The 15,550-nt window shown below is 47.7% G+C and carries 17 protein-coding genes; 1 reads left to right on the plus strand and 16 read right to left on the minus strand.

Annotated elements, in window-relative coordinates:
* Window positions 1-142: 142 nt before the first annotated feature.
* The 4 genes from ACESLK_RS22760 to pth all read right to left on the minus strand — a co-directional run bounded on the left by ACESLK_RS22760 (window position 143) and on the right by pth (window position 5,850).
* Entirely contained in the window at window positions 143-1,219 is a 1,077-nt protein-coding gene (locus ACESLK_RS22760) for a peptidylprolyl isomerase (protein ID WP_373232006.1), read from the minus strand.
* Window positions 1,206-4,727 (minus strand): transcription-repair coupling factor, encoded by a 3,522-nt coding sequence (gene mfd, locus ACESLK_RS22765; protein WP_373232007.1) that lies wholly within the window; start codon window positions 4,725-4,727, stop codon window positions 1,206-1,208. Before mfd ends, ACESLK_RS22760 begins: the two co-directional genes overlap by 14 nt.
* Before the next feature lie 243 nt (window positions 4,728-4,970).
* Window positions 4,971-5,201, minus strand: coding sequence for an anti-sigma-F factor Fin (gene fin, locus ACESLK_RS22770; protein WP_373232008.1), 231 nt, complete (start codon window positions 5,199-5,201; stop codon window positions 4,971-4,973).
* A gap of 73 nt (window positions 5,202-5,274) precedes the next feature.
* Complete coding sequence (pth, locus tag ACESLK_RS22775; protein ID WP_373232009.1) at window positions 5,275-5,850, minus strand: aminoacyl-tRNA hydrolase; 576 nt, start codon at window positions 5,848-5,850, stop codon at window positions 5,275-5,277.
* Between the two features lie 122 nt (window positions 5,851-5,972).
* Here pth and ACESLK_RS22780 point away from each other — a divergent pair, with 122 nt between their 5' ends.
* On the plus strand, window positions 5,973-6,167 hold the full coding sequence (locus ACESLK_RS22780; protein WP_373232033.1) for a hypothetical protein: 195 nt from the start codon (window positions 5,973-5,975) through the stop codon (window positions 6,165-6,167).
* A 73-nt stretch (window positions 6,168-6,240) separates the two neighbouring features.
* Here the strand turns inward: ACESLK_RS22780 and ACESLK_RS22785 are convergent, their stop codons facing one another.
* The 12 genes from ACESLK_RS22785 to rnmV all read right to left on the minus strand — a co-directional run bounded on the left by ACESLK_RS22785 (window position 6,241) and on the right by rnmV (window position 15,524).
* A complete protein-coding gene (locus ACESLK_RS22785) occupies window positions 6,241-6,885 on the minus strand; it encodes a 50S ribosomal protein L25 (RefSeq protein ID WP_373232010.1) in 645 nt (214 codons plus the stop codon).
* 54 nt (window positions 6,886-6,939) lie between these two features.
* Window positions 6,940-7,896: a ribose-phosphate diphosphokinase gene (locus ACESLK_RS22790; protein ID WP_373232011.1), complete on the minus strand. Its 957-nt coding sequence runs from the start codon at window positions 7,894-7,896 to the stop codon at window positions 6,940-6,942.
* Between the two features lie 16 nt (window positions 7,897-7,912).
* Window positions 7,913-9,310 (minus strand): bifunctional UDP-N-acetylglucosamine diphosphorylase/glucosamine-1-phosphate N-acetyltransferase GlmU, encoded by a 1,398-nt coding sequence (glmU, locus tag ACESLK_RS22795; protein ID WP_373232012.1) that lies wholly within the window; start codon window positions 9,308-9,310, stop codon window positions 7,913-7,915.
* Window positions 9,311-9,458: 148 nt separating this feature from the next.
* A complete protein-coding gene (gene spoVG / locus ACESLK_RS22800; RefSeq protein WP_035119511.1) occupies window positions 9,459-9,743 on the minus strand; it encodes a septation regulator SpoVG in 285 nt (94 codons plus the stop codon).
* A gap of 107 nt (window positions 9,744-9,850) precedes the next feature.
* The gene (locus ACESLK_RS22805; protein WP_373232013.1) at window positions 9,851-10,249 is read right to left on the minus strand and encodes a RidA family protein; all 399 of its coding nucleotides are present in this window, start codon (window positions 10,247-10,249) and stop codon (window positions 9,851-9,853) included.
* A 44-nt stretch (window positions 10,250-10,293) separates the two neighbouring features.
* Window positions 10,294-11,124: a pur operon repressor gene (gene purR / locus ACESLK_RS22810; RefSeq protein ID WP_373232014.1), complete on the minus strand. Its 831-nt coding sequence runs from the start codon at window positions 11,122-11,124 to the stop codon at window positions 10,294-10,296.
* 92 nt (window positions 11,125-11,216) lie between these two features.
* A complete protein-coding gene (gene ispE, locus ACESLK_RS22815) occupies window positions 11,217-12,080 on the minus strand; it encodes a 4-(cytidine 5'-diphospho)-2-C-methyl-D-erythritol kinase (protein WP_373232015.1) in 864 nt (287 codons plus the stop codon).
* Between the two features lie 133 nt (window positions 12,081-12,213).
* Window positions 12,214-12,396, minus strand: coding sequence for a small, acid-soluble spore protein, alpha/beta type (locus tag ACESLK_RS22820; protein WP_373232016.1), 183 nt, complete (start codon window positions 12,394-12,396; stop codon window positions 12,214-12,216).
* A gap of 133 nt (window positions 12,397-12,529) precedes the next feature.
* Entirely contained in the window at window positions 12,530-12,802 is a 273-nt protein-coding gene (veg, locus tag ACESLK_RS22825) for a biofilm formation stimulator Veg (RefSeq protein ID WP_373232017.1), read from the minus strand.
* A 149-nt stretch (window positions 12,803-12,951) separates the two neighbouring features.
* Window positions 12,952-13,830, minus strand: a complete 879-nt coding sequence (yabG, locus tag ACESLK_RS22830) for a sporulation peptidase YabG (protein WP_373232018.1) — start codon at window positions 13,828-13,830, stop codon at window positions 12,952-12,954.
* 89 nt (window positions 13,831-13,919) lie between these two features.
* Window positions 13,920-14,795, minus strand: a complete 876-nt coding sequence (rsmA, locus tag ACESLK_RS22835; protein ID WP_373232034.1) for a 16S rRNA (adenine(1518)-N(6)/adenine(1519)-N(6))-dimethyltransferase RsmA — start codon at window positions 14,793-14,795, stop codon at window positions 13,920-13,922.
* Window positions 14,796-14,972: 177 nt separating this feature from the next.
* Window positions 14,973-15,524, minus strand: coding sequence for a ribonuclease M5 (gene rnmV, locus ACESLK_RS22840; protein WP_373232019.1), 552 nt, complete (start codon window positions 15,522-15,524; stop codon window positions 14,973-14,975).
* Between the last annotated feature and the right edge of the window lie 26 nt (window positions 15,525-15,550).

Consider the following 15,550-nt stretch of genomic DNA (forward strand, 5'->3'; position numbering starts at 1 on the left):
TTACATCGACATTTTGATGTTATATTTTCTTACATAACAACCTCTTGAAACCATTTATTGATGCAAAAAAGACGTGTTTGGAGCCGATCGATTATCTCGATCGAAAATCCAATACACGTCTTTGCTTGTATGCTTGTCCGAATTATTTAGCTGCAGGGGATGCGTCAGGCACTGGAGACGGTAACGCACTCGGGGAGCCAGTCGCGGTTGGCGATGGTTCTTCCGGAAGTGTAACCTTGATCTCCAGCTTGTCCTGCTCAGCGGTTAAGAAATCGCTAATTTTAGTATTAATAACCGTCCCAATAAGTTTATCTTTACTTTCTTTACTAAGCTTCTCATACGTCATTACTTCGCGATTTTCGACCTTCATGACGTGATAGCCGAATTGTGTCTTAACAGGTTCGCCAACTTTGCCTATTTCTTGCGTGTTAGCAGCTTCCTTGAATTCAGCTACCCAGCCGCCGGCAGCTTGCTTCTCATATAGGCCTCCATTGTCCTTGGAGCCCGTATCCGTGGAATATTCCTTCGCCAAAGCAGTCCAATCGCCGCCATTATCTAACTTCGCTTTAACCTCTTTGGCTAACTTCAGGGCTTCCTCCTCGGTTTTCAACTCCGCTTGCGTCTGCGGATCAACCGTTCCGATTAGGATATGACGAACGGAGACGATATTGAAATCAACTGGCGCTTTATCAAACTCCGCCTTGATTTCAGCCTCTGTAACGGAAGGCTTTAGTTCTTCGCCTTTTGCTGTATAATAACTTTGGAAAGCGGAATCATTCTCGAAGAATGCAACCGCTTCATTAACGGAAAGGTTATTATCATCCATATGCTTTTTCAATTCAGCCTGAGTCTTCATGGCTTCCTCCAATTGCGTTTTGAAGGTTGCAGACGCAGTTTCAGCAGCTTTCTTATCCTCATCGGAAACATTCTTAACCATTTCTTTAGTTACAATGTATTGCTGAATGAATTGCTCCTTGAACTGAGGTATAGACATATACATTGCCTTCTCTGGACTCATCAATGCCGCGTAAGCCGCATACTTGTCGAATTCAGTATCCGTAACTTCTCCACCCTTATAAGTGGCAATTACAGTTCCTTTACCGGCACCTGACGTGCCCTCTTCTTTCTTGCCGCAAGCGGAAATAAGTGCGACGAGCATGACCGCTGCCAGCATCAGTGTAGCGAGCCGGCGGTACGGCATGCGATTATGGTGCAACATCTTGCAGTTCTCCCTTCGATTTTGTCGCTTCTTTGTATTGTATCAGAAAGTCCTCCACGAGTGCCAACAAAGCATTCTCATCGAGTCCTCTGACCTTAAAGCGAATGAGTAATTGCTGGGCTGTAACCGCAGTAACCATTCTTCCTTGGAATTTAGACTCGAGCGCTTTAAGCTTACTCAAATCCAACTCCTCTCGGCGTCGTTCCTCGAGCTTCAGCGTCATTTCATCGCCTCGGCGAATAACAGACTCGACCCCATATTGACGGCCGTATACCTTCAGCCTAGCAACCGCCATGAGATTCAGAACAGCTTTAGGCGGATCACCGAAACGGTCGGTGAGCTCTTCGTACAGGTCTGAAACATCCTCAAGCGAGGATGCTGTAGCGACTTTCTTGTAAATCTCGATCTTCTGGATGCTATCATAAATATAATCAGGGGGCAGGTAAGCATCTACGCCCAAATCCAATTGCGTATTAACCGGCTGCGGAGGCAGCGCAACTCCGCCCATCTCCAGCTTACGGCTTTGCACCTCTTCCGCGAGCATCTGTGAATACATGTCGAAACCGACGGAAGCAATGAACCCATGCTGCTCCGCGCCTAGCAAATTACCCGCTCCGCGGATGGACAAGTCGCGCATGGCGATCTTGAAGCCCGAGCCGAGCTCCGTGAATTCTTTGATTGACTGTAGTCGTTTCTCAGCAACCTCAGTCAATACCTTGTCTCTCTGATACGTAAAATAAGCATAGGCTATCCGATTGGAGCGTCCGACACGTCCACGAAGCTGATAAAGTTGGGAAAGCCCCATTTTATCCGCATCATGAATAAGGAGGGTGTTAACATTCGGAATATCGACGCCGGTCTCGATAATACTCGTACTAACTAGAACATCGTATTCTCCATCGAGGAAATCCAGAATCGTCCTCTCTAGCTCTTGTTCTGACATCTGGCCATGCGCGACTGCTACGCGCGCGTCCGCTACAAGAGCACTGATCTGCTCCGCCATCTGATAGATGCCTTGAACCCGATTAAATAAATAATAGACCTGTCCATCCCGTGCCAGCTCGCGCTCTACAGCCTCCCGTATAAGAGTGGGGCTATATTCCACGACATAGGTTTGGACAGGGAATCGATTCTCCGGGGGTGTTTCTATTACAGACAAATCCCGTACACCAAGCATGGACATATGAAGAGTGCGAGGAATAGGGGTTGCCGTTAGCGTCAGCACATCGACACTGGTCTTAATTCTCTTCAGCTTCTCCTTATGAGACACACCGAATCGCTGTTCTTCATCCACGATGAGGAGTCCGAGATCCTTAAATATAACATCCTGCGAGAGTAATCGATGCGTACCAATGACGATATCAACAGTTCCTGCCCTTACGGCTTTAATCGTTTCCATCTGTTCCTTGCGCGTCCTGAAACGGCTAAGTACTCTGATCTGGAAGGGATATCCTGCGAAGCGTTCCCTGAATGTCTCAAAGTGCTGTTGCGCCAATATCGTCGTCGGAACGAGTACGGCCACCTGCTTGCCTTCTATTGCTGCCTTGAATGCCGCACGGATGGCGACCTCCGTCTTTCCATAACCAACGTCGCCGCATAGCAACCGATCCATTGGTCTAGGTATTTGCATATCTTCCTTAATCTCTTGAATCGCTCTCAGTTGATCAACCGTCTCTTCATAAGGAAACAACTCTTCGAATTCCTGCTGGTAAGTCGTATCCTCCCCGAATCCGAAGCCTAACGTTGATTGTCTAGCTGCATATAGCTTAATTAAATCATCCGCAATATCCTGAACAGAAGAACGAACCTTGGATTTAATCCGATTCCAATCGGCACCGCCCAGCTTGCTAACCTTCGGCTCCTTTTCCTCAGAACCAATATATTTCTGTATGAGATCGAATTGCTCCACCGGAACGGAAAGCCTGTCTCCCGCGGCATAGACGATATGAAGATAATCCTTATGAATGCCTCCAACCTCTAGTGTTCCAATGCCCAGGTATTTGCCAATGCCATGGTTTTGATGCACGACAAAATCACCGACTTTGAGCTCGGTGTAGCTTTTAATGCGCTCCGCATTGTCAAGATGGCGATCGACTCGACGAGCTTTGCGTTGCTTCTGGGTGAACATCTCACCCTCGGTAATGACAACTAGCTTAATAGATGGGAGCTCGAAGCCGCTTTGTAGATTGCCTTGCAGGATGTCCGGAATATCAATCGAATAATCCTCCAGCACCCGCTTCATCCGTTCCGCACGTTCCGAATTGCCCGCCAGCATGAGAATTCTTGCCCCGCTTTTACGCCAGCGTTCCATTTCCGCTTTCAGTAGATTCATCTGTCCATGAAAGCTTTGCATAGAGCGACAAACGAAATTAACGATATTTTGCGGCTGCGTATGGGGAATCTGCCTAACGAACAGAGACATATAAACCGTCTGGAAGACTTTCGGATACAGCGCTTGCTCCGCAGATACTGCCAATACGAAACTAGGCAATGATTTGCCTTGCTGCAGCAGATGCGTTGTCCATTCCGACTCGTCACGCTCTAGCTGACGCGCGGTTTCACCGAGTCGATTCGGTTCATCCATAAGCATGACGGAATCCTTCGGAATGTAATCCAGTAAAGTCTGTCTTTCTGGGTAGAGCAAGGAAATGTATTTGTAAATTTCGGAAAAATAAACATATTGTCGTAAAAGCTCAATTTCCCGGGAAATTTCGGAGCTAAGACGTTCCTTCGCCTGCCGGTCAACCATTTTCTCTAACTGCTTCTCCAGTAAATCCTCAGCATGCTGAGACGCATTCTGGAATCTTCTCTCCGTCGCTATCCATTCCCGGCAAGGCCGAACCGTATACGCTTCCAGCTTATCGATAGAACGTTGATCATCCGGATCAAATGTGCGGATGGAGTCGAGCTCATCGTCGAACCATTCGACCCTATAAGCACATGCGGAAGCCAGCGGGAAGAAGTCGACGATCCCCCCGCGCACGCTCAGATGACCCTTCTGCTCGACGCGATCAACTCTCTCGTATCCCATCTCAATCATGCTGCGCAGGAACTGTTCCATAGGCAGTGTATGGCCAACATTTAAATCGATCCGAGCCCCAGCCATCGTCTGACGGTCAGGCTGGAACCTCCGAATGCCTGCAAACGGTACAACAACAACGCCACGAAAGCCTTCTGCAAGCTTTAACAGAACTTCTAACCGGCGTGCAGAAGTTTCGGGGCTCGAAATTGCGGTTTCAGCTGCAATTAGCTCGTTGGCTGGATAGAGAAGAACATCCTGAGGTGAAAGACACTCCTGCAGGTCGTCCGCCATCTTCTGCGCCGAGAACATATTGTGAGTAATGACAATAATGGGACGATTTATCTCCCTGTATAATGCGGCAATCGCTGCTTGACGTGCGGAGCCGGACAATCCGGCAACCAGCTGCTCACGCATTCCGCCCTTCAGCCCTTGTATGATACTAATTAAATCGGGATCCGTAACCAGCGATTGAATTAGCGGCTTCATGGCATTTCCCCTTCCCTTAAATCAACTATCATGAATCATAGCTAAATGGCATCGCCGTCAGTTAGACGGGACATAGGTATCTTTATATGATTCAGAAAAGTTTTGGTTAATATACGGCGTAATTCCGTTATTTCACCAAATCAGCCAGTTGACCTAAGCTGATCTCAGCCTTTCTAAATCATGAAAAAAGCCCCGGCACATGCCTAGGACTCCTTGAGGATGTCGGAACGTGAAGTTCAGCGACTATTGCAAGGGATTAGACAACAAAGCCAGCTCCGGATTGTTATCCAAAGTCTGGTTGCAATAATCGCATATCACCCGTACGGTCACGTCCCCGTTGGAATTATACGCTATTATACGCTTTCGCTCCTCAGGGGTCAAGAAATGTAAGCCTAGACGATACTCCGACACCTCAGCGTTCTCAAACCGGCCCAGAGTCGTGTTACAGTGTCGGCAAATATAGTTTACAGCCATATGTATGCCTCCTGAAGTTATGTTATGCGGCAGTTACCGCCACTCCCTTCAGTATTGCCGTAATCCTCCTATTTTAAGCATCGCTGCTCCGAGCGTTATACTTAGCCATCGTTTGCTCGAAAGAATGATTTAAGGAGAATTCGATCGCTTCACATGCGTCCTCCACCATACGACGCAAATCATCATACTCTGCTTTGGCAAAGGGCGAGAGCACATAATCCGAAATAACCATCCCAGGCTTAGGTCTGGAAATGCCTATCCGAACACGGTTAAAAACCTGGGTTCCAGTATGTTGGATAATAGACTTAATACCATTGTGCCCGCCCGGACTACCTTGATATCTGAGCCGAATCCGACCGACCTCTGTATCTAGATCATCATAAACAACAATAAGATCCTCCAGCTTTACTTTATAGTAGTCCATGAAAGCCCGGACGGACTCACCCGAGAGGTTCATGTAGGTCATGGGCTTAAGCAGCGCTACCTTCGCATCTCCCAAACGCGTTTCTCCGATGAGTGCTTTGCATTTATTCGTACTCACATCCATATTGAACCGTCGTGCTAATTCATCTATAACCAAAAAGCCCGCATTATGCCTTGTATTCGCGTAAGCAGTTCCGGGATTCCCCAGACCGACAATCCATTTCATGAATTCCTTCAGCCTCCATCTCATAATAAACAAAAAAAATTTGGATGATGCAACGATTTGAACTCGTCATGTGTCTTACTAGTACAAGACTTCAATAAAAAGGAGGGGACATTGAAGTGTACATGAACGGACAAATGATTTACGATGACCGGCATTTCTTGGATCATATGAGCTCAGAGGTACCTGTACAAATTTATTTCGGGCGGCGTCACAGCGATATTGGGTTCATCGAATATTATGGCAAAGAATTCGTTCAGGTCAACAACATTTTCTACAGCCGTAAGCAATTTACCTTTGTTTCTCGTCCCGGTTACTAATTGAAACTTATACTTTCTGATAGCGGGAAAAGGAGTCGCGCAGAAGCGCGACCCCTTGATGTTGTATAGATTCCTAATCCTTCTCCACTGCTTGTGCGGCATCCTCATGCTTTGCGTTTTCCTCGGCTTTATCATCCATAGCTTCCACTTCATCCTCCGCGATTGCTTTCTGAGGAGCCAGCACAGCAATGATCACCATACTCGGGTCTTGCGTGATTTCGATTCCTGATGGCACCTTCAGGTCGTTGATCGTTAGATTCTCACCCATCGCCAGATCGCTGACATCTACAGAAATGGAATCCGGAATGTCCTTCGGGTAACATTGAATCTCAACCTCATGCAGTACCATCTGAAGCATGCCGCCTTCTTTTTCTCCCGGTGAAGTTCCGGTTACTTCCAAGCGAGCAAGTGTTGTTATTTTTTCATTCATGTTAATCCGAAGGAAATCGATATGCGTGACCTGGTGGGAGATCGTGTCTCGTTGCAAATCTGTCATCATAACCGGATGCCTGCCCGCTCCAGGAATTTCTACCTCTACCACAGCGTGGGGATGGGTTCTAAGCATATTCATGAGTTCTTTATTATCTACGGATATATTGGCAGGTACATCTAAGCCCTTGCCGTAGATTACCCCTGGCACTTTACCCTCGGTACGGATTCGGCGCAATTCACTTCTAGTAGAAATATCGCGATGCTGAACCTGTAATGTCGTACTCATAAGAATACCTCCTCAAAATACGTATAGCCTATTGTTACCCTTATGGGGAATCGGCTAAACATGAGGCTCGAACAGTTTGCTAAGCGATTGCTGCTCGTGAATACGTATAATAGCTTCTCCCATTAGAGGAGCAACGGAAAGCACCTTTAGCTTGCTTATAGACGTGGCATCATGGATGGGTATCGTATCGGTCACAACAATTTCCATAATAGGTGAAGCTTCCAACCGTTCAATTGCCGGACCTGAAAGTACGGGATGCGTACAGCAAGCATAGATATCGAGCGCACCGGCTTCTTTCAACGCATTAGCGGCCAGCACAATTGTACCTGCCGTATCAATGATATCGTCGATTAGAATAGCGTTTCGCCCGGACACATCGCCGATGATATTCATGACTTCGACGACACCCGGTTCTGGTCGTCTCTTATCGATAATGGCAAGAGGCGCTTGCAATGTATCCGCTAATCTGCGAGCCCTCACTACGCCGCCATGATCAGGAGAAACAACGACCGGAGCAAGTAAGCCTTTTTCGTGAAAATAATCTCCTAAAATAGGCACGCCTAACAAATGGTCAACCGGAATATCAAAGAAGCCTTGGATCTGCATCGCGTGCAAGTCCATTGCGATAACACGATGGGCTCCTGCGGTTTCGATCAGATTAGCGACTAGCTTAGCCGTAATTGGATCTCTCGATCGAGCTTTACGATCCTGCCGGGCATAACCATAGTAGGGAATAACAACGTTAATCGTCTTAGCTGATGCACGCTTAAGGGCATCCACCATAACAAGAAGCTCGATTAAATGATCGTTAACGGGCGCAGAGGTAGATTGGATTAAGTAAACATCGCTTCCTCTAACGCTCTCGTCAAGCCGAATGTGAATTTCTCCATCACTGAACCGGCCCATGACGACATTACCCAGCTCCAGTCCGATGTAACGTGCAATAGCTTCCGATAGCTTCGGATTAGAGCTGCAGGAAAAAATTTTAAGTGTCGGGTCCGAATAGGACATCGTTTAACCGCCTTTGCTAATCGGTTTCTCTATCCTTCTTGGCTCGAGCACGAGCTCGAATTTTCTCAGCATAACCCGGTTTGTTGACTTGACGCTCACGAGCGATAGCCAAATCGTTATCAGCAACATTCTGAGTGATGGTTGAACCCGCGACGATATATGCTCCGCTGCCGATCTTAAGCGGTGCGATAAGATTGGCGTTGCTGCCCACAAATACGTTGTCGCCAATTTCGGTCTTTGATTTATTATACCCATCGTAGTTGGCTGTAATCGCACCACAGCCAATGTTGACGTTGGAGCCTACAACAGCATCCCCAACATAACTTAGATGCGGAACCTTGCTATTCTCGCCAATAACCGAATTCTTAATCTCGACGAAATCCCCAACCTTTACATGGTTTCCCAGCTTTGTTCCCGGTCGCAGGAAGGCGAACGGACCTATGTTACATCCTTCTCCAACCTCTGCGTCTTCTGTAACGGTCTGCCGAATGGTTGTTCCGTTACCGATAATTGTATTCGTTAACTCTGAAGCAGGACCAACTACGCAATCCTCGCCTATCGCTGTGTGTCCGCGTAGAATAGTGCCAGGATAGATGACCGTATCCGCCCCTATCGTTACCTCTGCGTCAATATACGTGTGCTCCGCATCAATCAACGTAACACCACTCGTCTGGTGCTGGGCGTTTATTCTCTGCCTCATATGGCGTTCCGCCTCGCCCAACGCTATACGATCATTAACTCCGATAGCCTCTGCCGGATCATCCACTAAACAAGCTGCAATAGCATTACCTTCTCGTTGCAGGATTCCGATTACATCCGTTAAATAATATTCCCCTTGATTGTTCTGGTTCGTAACCTGTTCCAATGCTTGGAATAGCTTGCGGTTATCGAAGCAATACGTACCCGTATTAATCTCACGAATAGCCGCTTCTTCCGGCGAGCAGTCCTTGTGTTCCACGATACGTAATACACCACTGTCCGAACCTCTTATGATCCGGCCATAACCAGTTGGATTATCTAACTTCGCTGTTAATATAGTCGCCGCTGCTCCCCGCCGTGCATGAAGGGTGATCATAGCCTCTACTGTTTCCGTACGAACAAGAGGAGTATCTCCGCAGATAACTACAGTTATGCCATCCTCCTCACCTAACATGGGTTTTGCTTGCATAACAGCATGCCCCGTGCCAAGCTGCTGAGCTTGTAATGCATATTCCACGGATTGTCCCAGTACGCTCTGCACGACATCCGCTCCGTGGCCAATAATCACAACAGAACGCTCACACGCAGCTCGATTTACCGTATCTAATACATGACTAACCATAGGCTTTCCGCATACGGGGTGAAGCACCTTGTATAATTTCGATTTCATGCGTTTACCCTGTCCCGCAGCAAGCACGATCGCCATCTTTTTCATCGGGTTAAATTGCCCCTTTCAAGTCCCTGTTCATCAAAATTCACAGCATAGAAAATGAATACTTTCCAAGTGTCTCAAGAAATCATAGCTTATTCTTATACAAATGAAAAGAGAGCCTGCAAGGGGCCCTCTTTTCAGAATTTCATTATTATGCCCCTTCGACCATTACTTCTTCATCCTGCGCAGCCCGCTCATATTCAGCCAATACCGCAGCTTGGATTTTCTCGCGAGTACCGGAGGAAATCGGGTGAGCAATATCCCGGAACTCTCCATCTGGAGTCCGTTTGCTTGGCATGGCCACGAACATCCCATTGTTGCCATCAATGACACGAATATCGTGTACTACGAATTCATTGTCAATTGTGATTGAAGCAATGGCTTTCATACGCCCCTCCGAATTGACGCGGCGGAGTCTCACATCTGTAATTTGCACTTGTGTTCACCACCTTTGCCTTCAGAAGACTTGGTGTAATATTCCACAAACCGATGCAAATTCCTTCTTAAATCTGGAAAAACTACTGTAAAATTTGAAATTATTTTTTAATAATTGTTGCTTTCGACATCAATCGCCGCGATCAATTCTATTTCGACAAAAACATCCCTTGGAAGCCTTGCCACCTCTACAGTCGAACGGGCTGGCGTATGCTCACCGAAGTAGGTTGCATATATCTTATTGAAATCGGCAAACTGGTTCATATCTTTCAGAAATACGGTCGCTTTAATGACATTCTGGAAGGTAACTCCCTCAGCCGCTAGAACTGCTTTCAGATTTGTTAACACTTGGTGAGTTTGCTGCTGAATTCCCCCGGTAACTAGCTCACCAGCAGGAGTCAGGGGAATCTGTCCGGATGTAAATAATAGTTGTCCAGCTCTTACAGCTTGCGCATAAGGTCCGATTGCTGCAGGTGCTTCTGAAGTTGAAACGATCTTAAGTGCCACTTAGCTAACCTCCCTGTGATATGTAGAGCTTATTGGATAGATCCTCAGTCATTTGTAAAAAAATTGCCCGGTTGCACCGTGATGTGGCGAGTTTTCAAATCAACCTCAGTTAAGCGTGCCAGTGACACATAATCATGTAACAAGCGCTCTTCAATATCCACCTCACCGGATTCAACGAATACACCGACTCCGGCGACAACTGCGCGGAATTCATGAAGTAAATCCACCATGCCCTGTATGGTCCCGCCAGCCTTCATGAAATCATCAATAATCAGAACTCGCGATTCTTCCTTCAGTGCGCGACGAGCAAGCGACATCGTCTGAATCCGTTTTGTTGAACCAGATACATAGTTGATGCTCACAGCCGAGCCTTCCGTTACTTTATGATCTCTACGTACGATGACTATCGGTAAATTCAAAAACAATGCAGTCGCATGAGCCAAAGGAATACCCTTAGTCTCAACTGTCATGATGACATCAATCTGCCGATCCGCGAATGCTGAAGCGAACATTCGTCCTACCTCTTGCATCATTGCAGGTTGACCTAATAAATCGGTCATATATAGATAACCGCCAGGTAGAAGTCGTTCTGGCTGCTCAAGCTCACGGCAAATCATAGTCATCTTCTCTAGAGCCTGATCCTTACGACATTTCGGAACGAATCTGACACCTCCGGCAGCCCCTGCCAAGGTGTTCAGTTCCCCGATGCCTTCATCCTCGAATACCTCTTTAATAATCGCCAAGTCTTCGCTAATCGAAGATTTGGCCGATTGATATCGTTCTGCGAAAGCTGTCAGGGAAATTAACGTATGAGGACGTGTTAATAAATATTGCGTCATTTCAACGAGCCTAGCGCTGCGTTTCAACTTTTTCACGATCCTCTCTCCCGTCCAAATCCGAATATTTTAGGAGTATCATAACATTTTTATACGGTTTTGAGCAAGATAGTCAAGAGGAACACGCAGCTCTATGTCAGCATTCTTACCACGTATACTTCTTTACAAAAACCTCTAAGCGCATTATATATCCTAGCAACTTTAATTTCCTTGGATACCAAACCAAATACAGTTGGGCCGCTGCCGGACATTAATACACCATCTGCACCTGCTTTTATCATACATTCTTTGATCTGTTTAACTTCAGAATACCGATTAAGCGTCACAGTTTCTAAAACGTTCCCTAGTGCTGAGCACATATCGGGAAAGGATTGCCGCGTTAAGGCAGCTCGCATGTCAGGAATAGAGGGATGCTCCTTTATATCATTCGCTCGCAGCTTTCCGTAGACATCCGCAGTCGATACGTTTATCGGCGGTTTTGCAAGAATAACCCAGCATTGCGGCGGCGGCGAGATGTTCTCCAGCTTCTCTCCCCGCCCTCGGGCGATAGCCGTGCCGCCGCGTACGCAGAATGGCACGTCGGAGCCAAGCTCAGCTCCCATATCTTCTAGCTCATCCGTAGAGAGCTCGAGCTTCCAAAGACGATTAAGCCCGCGCAATGTTGCAGCCGCGTCGCTGCTCCCGCCTGCCAATCCGGCTGCAACCGGAATTTGCTTATCCAGATGGATGTAGACACCCTTCTTGACCCCGTGCCGCTCCTTAATGAGCTTAGCCGCTTGGAACGCAAGGTTCTTCTCATCCAACGGAATAAAGCCCACTTGGCTGGACAGCACGATCTGATCACGCGGAAGCTCTTCCATCTCCAAGCGATCAGCTAAGTCCACCATTGTCATTATCATCTCTACTTCATGAAATCCGTCATCCCGCTTACGTAATACATCCAATAACAGATTGATCTTGGCAGGTGCTTTTTCATAGATCTTCGACAAACTCATCACCACTTCCTAGACGTCCTTCGGCCAAAAACCTTTACATATTATAACAAACCATGCCTCTAATTGCGAAAAAAAAGAGGTCGAATTCCTCGCGATAGGAACCCGCCCCTGTCTTACCTTATATTACTGCTTATTACGATTGCGGAGGTCGCGCTGCTGTCTGTTCAGCTATTTGAATCGCGCGCTTCACCATGTTCCCAGCATCCTTCGTACGGATTCCTCCCCAGCCTTCACGCTGGACAGTATCATAAAACCCAAGATCCTTAGCTAACTCGGCTTTGAATTGCTCGGACATGACACTTCTTCTGCGGCTCATTTTTCTGCCTCCTATGCGGTTAGTGACACCAAGCGGCGTTCACACATAGGATGCCTATTTTGGAGCCTGTACATGCAAAACGGGCAGCCGCGCGCTGTAAATGTGCGCGATGCTGCCCGTGCTATTAACCGTGTCAGTGCGAATAGTTGATACGAACCTGGCCCTCTTCATTGCACAGCATAACTTCCACGGATTCAGTCAAAATATCGGCGTAACTGTATGAAACCCGCTTAAACGCATGCTGTTCCTGGTCCAATTTAACGATGAACACCGATGGGTAGATCTCTTCTAATACTCCCGTGCGTTCGATGGTTTTGCGGCGTCCACCGTTGGCGCGGAGCATGATTTTGGAGCCGACGTGCGGTTCCAAGCTTCGTTTGATCTCTAGAAGCGCGTTTTTAGCCATGATCCACTACCACCTCTTTCCCTGTAAATTATAACTAAAAACAGGGGAGGTGTCAAATGAGTAGAATATTATATCAACGTTTCCGTTTTACTGTCAACGGTCATTTTCCTTATCGTTTAGGGCTTTTTCCAGATACCCCTTCTTTTTCGTCACACAACGTTCACATTTTGGTCAGATTTAGCGACTTTCATATTCGGGACACCTACGCGATATCGACCCATCGTTTCGATGCCTCCCACCCCTTGCCTTCCACTGATCGTATGAGCGATGACATCCGTTATATTGATCGTATCACGGAATGGTGTAAACGAGGCGCGTATGGCGACATAAACGGGATCGAGCGCATGGATCATAATCCGCCCAGGAGAGCTGGCGAAATTCGCCCCTGCCTGAAGTAGCGCTTCGAAATGGGATTGGCATGCGCCTGCGATGATCACGAGCGAATCGCGGTTGCGTTCATAATCTCTTGCAATATTTACCGCTTGAACGAAATTTAGAGAATTTTTGTAGCTGCTTAGCTGCTGAAGGTCCTCACGTTGCTTGAGAACTCCGTCATGACCGGTTATGACAACGATATCCGGATGAAACTGGGGAAGCATTCTGAGCAGCACCTGGGACATCTGAGACTCGTGACAATGAATACCCTCGGCTGGGACTCTCAGTTGGCCGTAAACCTGCATACTTTTTTTCAAATAGTTGGCATCCCCGTCTAAATGAAGAACCTTGCCAGGCAACTCAAAAAAGGGCTGCCGCCTATCATCAATAGCGGATATAAATCCCCCGCGCTCGGCCTGCCGCTTTCTTTCTTCATTCATCCTGCGCAGTGATTCATCCGCATGATCGCGCGCTTGGCGTGATACACCAAGCTCGTCCGGATTTCGCACCGTTTGTAGGTCCTCATAGGGTGAGTCGGCTAATAAGCGATAGTCCATCCCTCTAAGCACAGCTTGACGACCAGCGAATGCCGCAATTCGGAACAACACATCCCCGCCATAGGATTTGCGAACGACTAGATCCCCCTGCTTCATGGGCAAATCACCTCTTCGTCTATCCTATGGAATTAATGGACTCCGGGTGCGCGTCCGGGTGCGGGAGATATGGAGATTAAGGTTTTCTGTTAGTTCATCATTCCACTTTTCGTCAGCGCTTCGCTTACCCTTGCGAACTCATCCAAGGAGAGCGTCTCAGCTCGACGCTCTGGCTGAATACCGATTTGGAGCAGCAATTCAGATAGCTCTCCCTTACGTTCCTTGCCGGAGAATGCCGACAGGTTGTTAGCAAGAGTTTTGCGGCGCTGGGAGAATGCGGTTTGTACCACATGGAAAAACTTCGCTTCATCCGGAACGGATACAGCGGGTTCAAGGCGGCGCTTCAGCTTGATAACGGCCGAATCTACATTGGGAGCAGGAATAAACGCCTTTCCTGGAACGATGCATACTAGCTGAGGCTCACAGTAATACTGAACGGCAATGCTTAGGCTCCCGAAGTCTTTTCCGCCGGGGTTAGCTGCCATTCTCTGTGCGACCTCCTTCTGTACCATGACCACGATGTTCTCCAGAGGAAGTTTTTCCTCCAGCAGCTTCATGATAATAGGTGTAGTTACGTAATACGGAAGATTAGCGACTACACTTACGCCTTCACAGCTTGCGAATTGGTCCTGCCAAAGCTGCTTCAGATCCGTCTTGAGAATGTCTCCTTGTACAATACTTACGTTCTCGTAGGGGGACATTACTTCCTGCAAGATCGGAATAAGGCGTCTGTCGATTTCTACAGCCGTTACTTTGCCAGCAGCCTTAGCCAACTGCTCCGTAAGAGAGCCAATTCCAGGTCCAATCTCTAACGCTCCCCGAGATTCATCCAATCCAGCTGCTTCAATAATTTGGTCAAGTACATGACCATCGATTAGAAAGTTCTGTCCAAGACTCTTCTTGAAGGTAAACCTATGCTTGCGGATGATATCTCTCGTACGGCTGGAGGTGACGATTTCCTTCATGATATCCTTGGAAGGCTCCTGAGACGACGTGTTTTGTTTAGAAGACGACAATGGCTTGGCGGGTGGTGTGAATGGCTTGGATGGTCTGGCGGACTTAGACGTTTTGTCCGAGCTGGTCTTGCCTCCGAATCCATAGCTCTTTGCTCCTCCGCTTTTCCCTAACGATTTCTTCATGATCTATAATCCTTCCCGCTCCAGTTGCTCCAGCGCAGACAGAAACTCTTCCCGCGTAATCCGGAACATGAGACATCTTTTGTAGAATTGTTTACCGTTCGCATAACCTATTCCTAGAAGCTCTCCCATTCGCTCTCTGCGGCGTGCGGATGAAGCATGCACAATTAACCCCGTAGTCAGCAAATCGCTCCATTCGATCTCACTTAGGTCACCATCATCGCTATCCGGGCTGCGAACGCCCTCTAGCGCTCTACAGATCGCCTCATCAGAAGCATGCTCAACTCCGATTCCCCGTCTTCCTCTTGCTTCATCCTTTGTCAGAAAGGCATGCTTACAGCCTGGCACGCGTTCCGTCACGATCTTGCGGATACGTTCTCCCGGCGCGTCAGGATCGGTAAGAATGATAACGCCCCGCCTTGCTTGTGCGAGCTCAATGCGGCGCAGCACATCCTCGCCGATAGCCGAGCCGCCCGTTTCAATCGTATCGGCCCCTACAGCCCTCTGGACTGCTGTTGTATCATCTTTGCCTTCAACGACAATCATTTCTTTAATCATCTATTTTCATTCCGCCTTTTCAAGCC

This window comes from Cohnella sp. (assembly GCF_041640265.1).
Classification (GTDB): Bacteria; Bacillota; Bacilli; order Paenibacillales; family Paenibacillaceae; genus Cohnella.

Excerpts from the sequence above, each read along its gene's own strand:
- ACESLK_RS22780 (WP_373232033.1), top strand. The coding sequence starts at position 5,973 with ATGAACGGACAAATGATTTACGATGACCGGCATTTCTTGGATCATATG.
- ACESLK_RS22790 (WP_373232011.1), bottom strand. The coding sequence starts at position 7,896 with ATGTCCTATTCGGACCCGACACTTAAAATTTTTTCCTGCAGCTCTAAT.
- ACESLK_RS22785 (WP_373232010.1), bottom strand. The coding sequence starts at position 6,885 with ATGAGTACGACATTACAGGTTCAGCATCGCGATATTTCTACTAGAAGT.
- rsmA (WP_373232034.1), bottom strand. The coding sequence starts at position 14,795 with ATGAAGGAAATCGTCACCTCCAGCCGTACGAGAGATATCATCCGCAAG.
- ispE (WP_373232015.1), bottom strand. The coding sequence starts at position 12,080 with ATGAGTTTGTCGAAGATCTATGAAAAAGCACCTGCCAAGATCAATCTG.
- ACESLK_RS22820 (WP_373232016.1), bottom strand. The coding sequence starts at position 12,396 with ATGAGCCGCAGAAGAAGTGTCATGTCCGAGCAATTCAAAGCCGAGTTA.
- rnmV (WP_373232019.1), bottom strand. The coding sequence starts at position 15,524 with ATGATTAAAGAAATGATTGTCGTTGAAGGCAAAGATGATACAACAGCA.
- ACESLK_RS22760 (WP_373232006.1), bottom strand. The coding sequence starts at position 1,219 with ATGTTGCACCATAATCGCATGCCGTACCGCCGGCTCGCTACACTGATG.
- pth (WP_373232009.1), bottom strand. The coding sequence starts at position 5,850 with ATGAAATGGATTGTCGGTCTGGGGAATCCCGGAACTGCTTACGCGAAT.
- fin (WP_373232008.1), bottom strand. The coding sequence starts at position 5,201 with ATGGCTGTAAACTATATTTGCCGACACTGTAACACGACTCTGGGCCGG.
- yabG (WP_373232018.1), bottom strand. The coding sequence starts at position 13,830 with ATGAAGCAGGGGGATCTAGTCGTTCGCAAATCCTATGGCGGGGATGTG.
- glmU (WP_373232012.1), bottom strand. The coding sequence starts at position 9,310 with ATGAAAAAGATGGCGATCGTGCTTGCTGCGGGACAGGGTAAACGCATG.
- veg (WP_373232017.1), bottom strand. The coding sequence starts at position 12,802 with ATGGCTAAAAACGCGCTTCTAGAGATCAAACGAAGCTTGGAACCGCAC.
- mfd (WP_373232007.1), bottom strand. The coding sequence starts at position 4,727 with ATGAAGCCGCTAATTCAATCGCTGGTTACGGATCCCGATTTAATTAGT.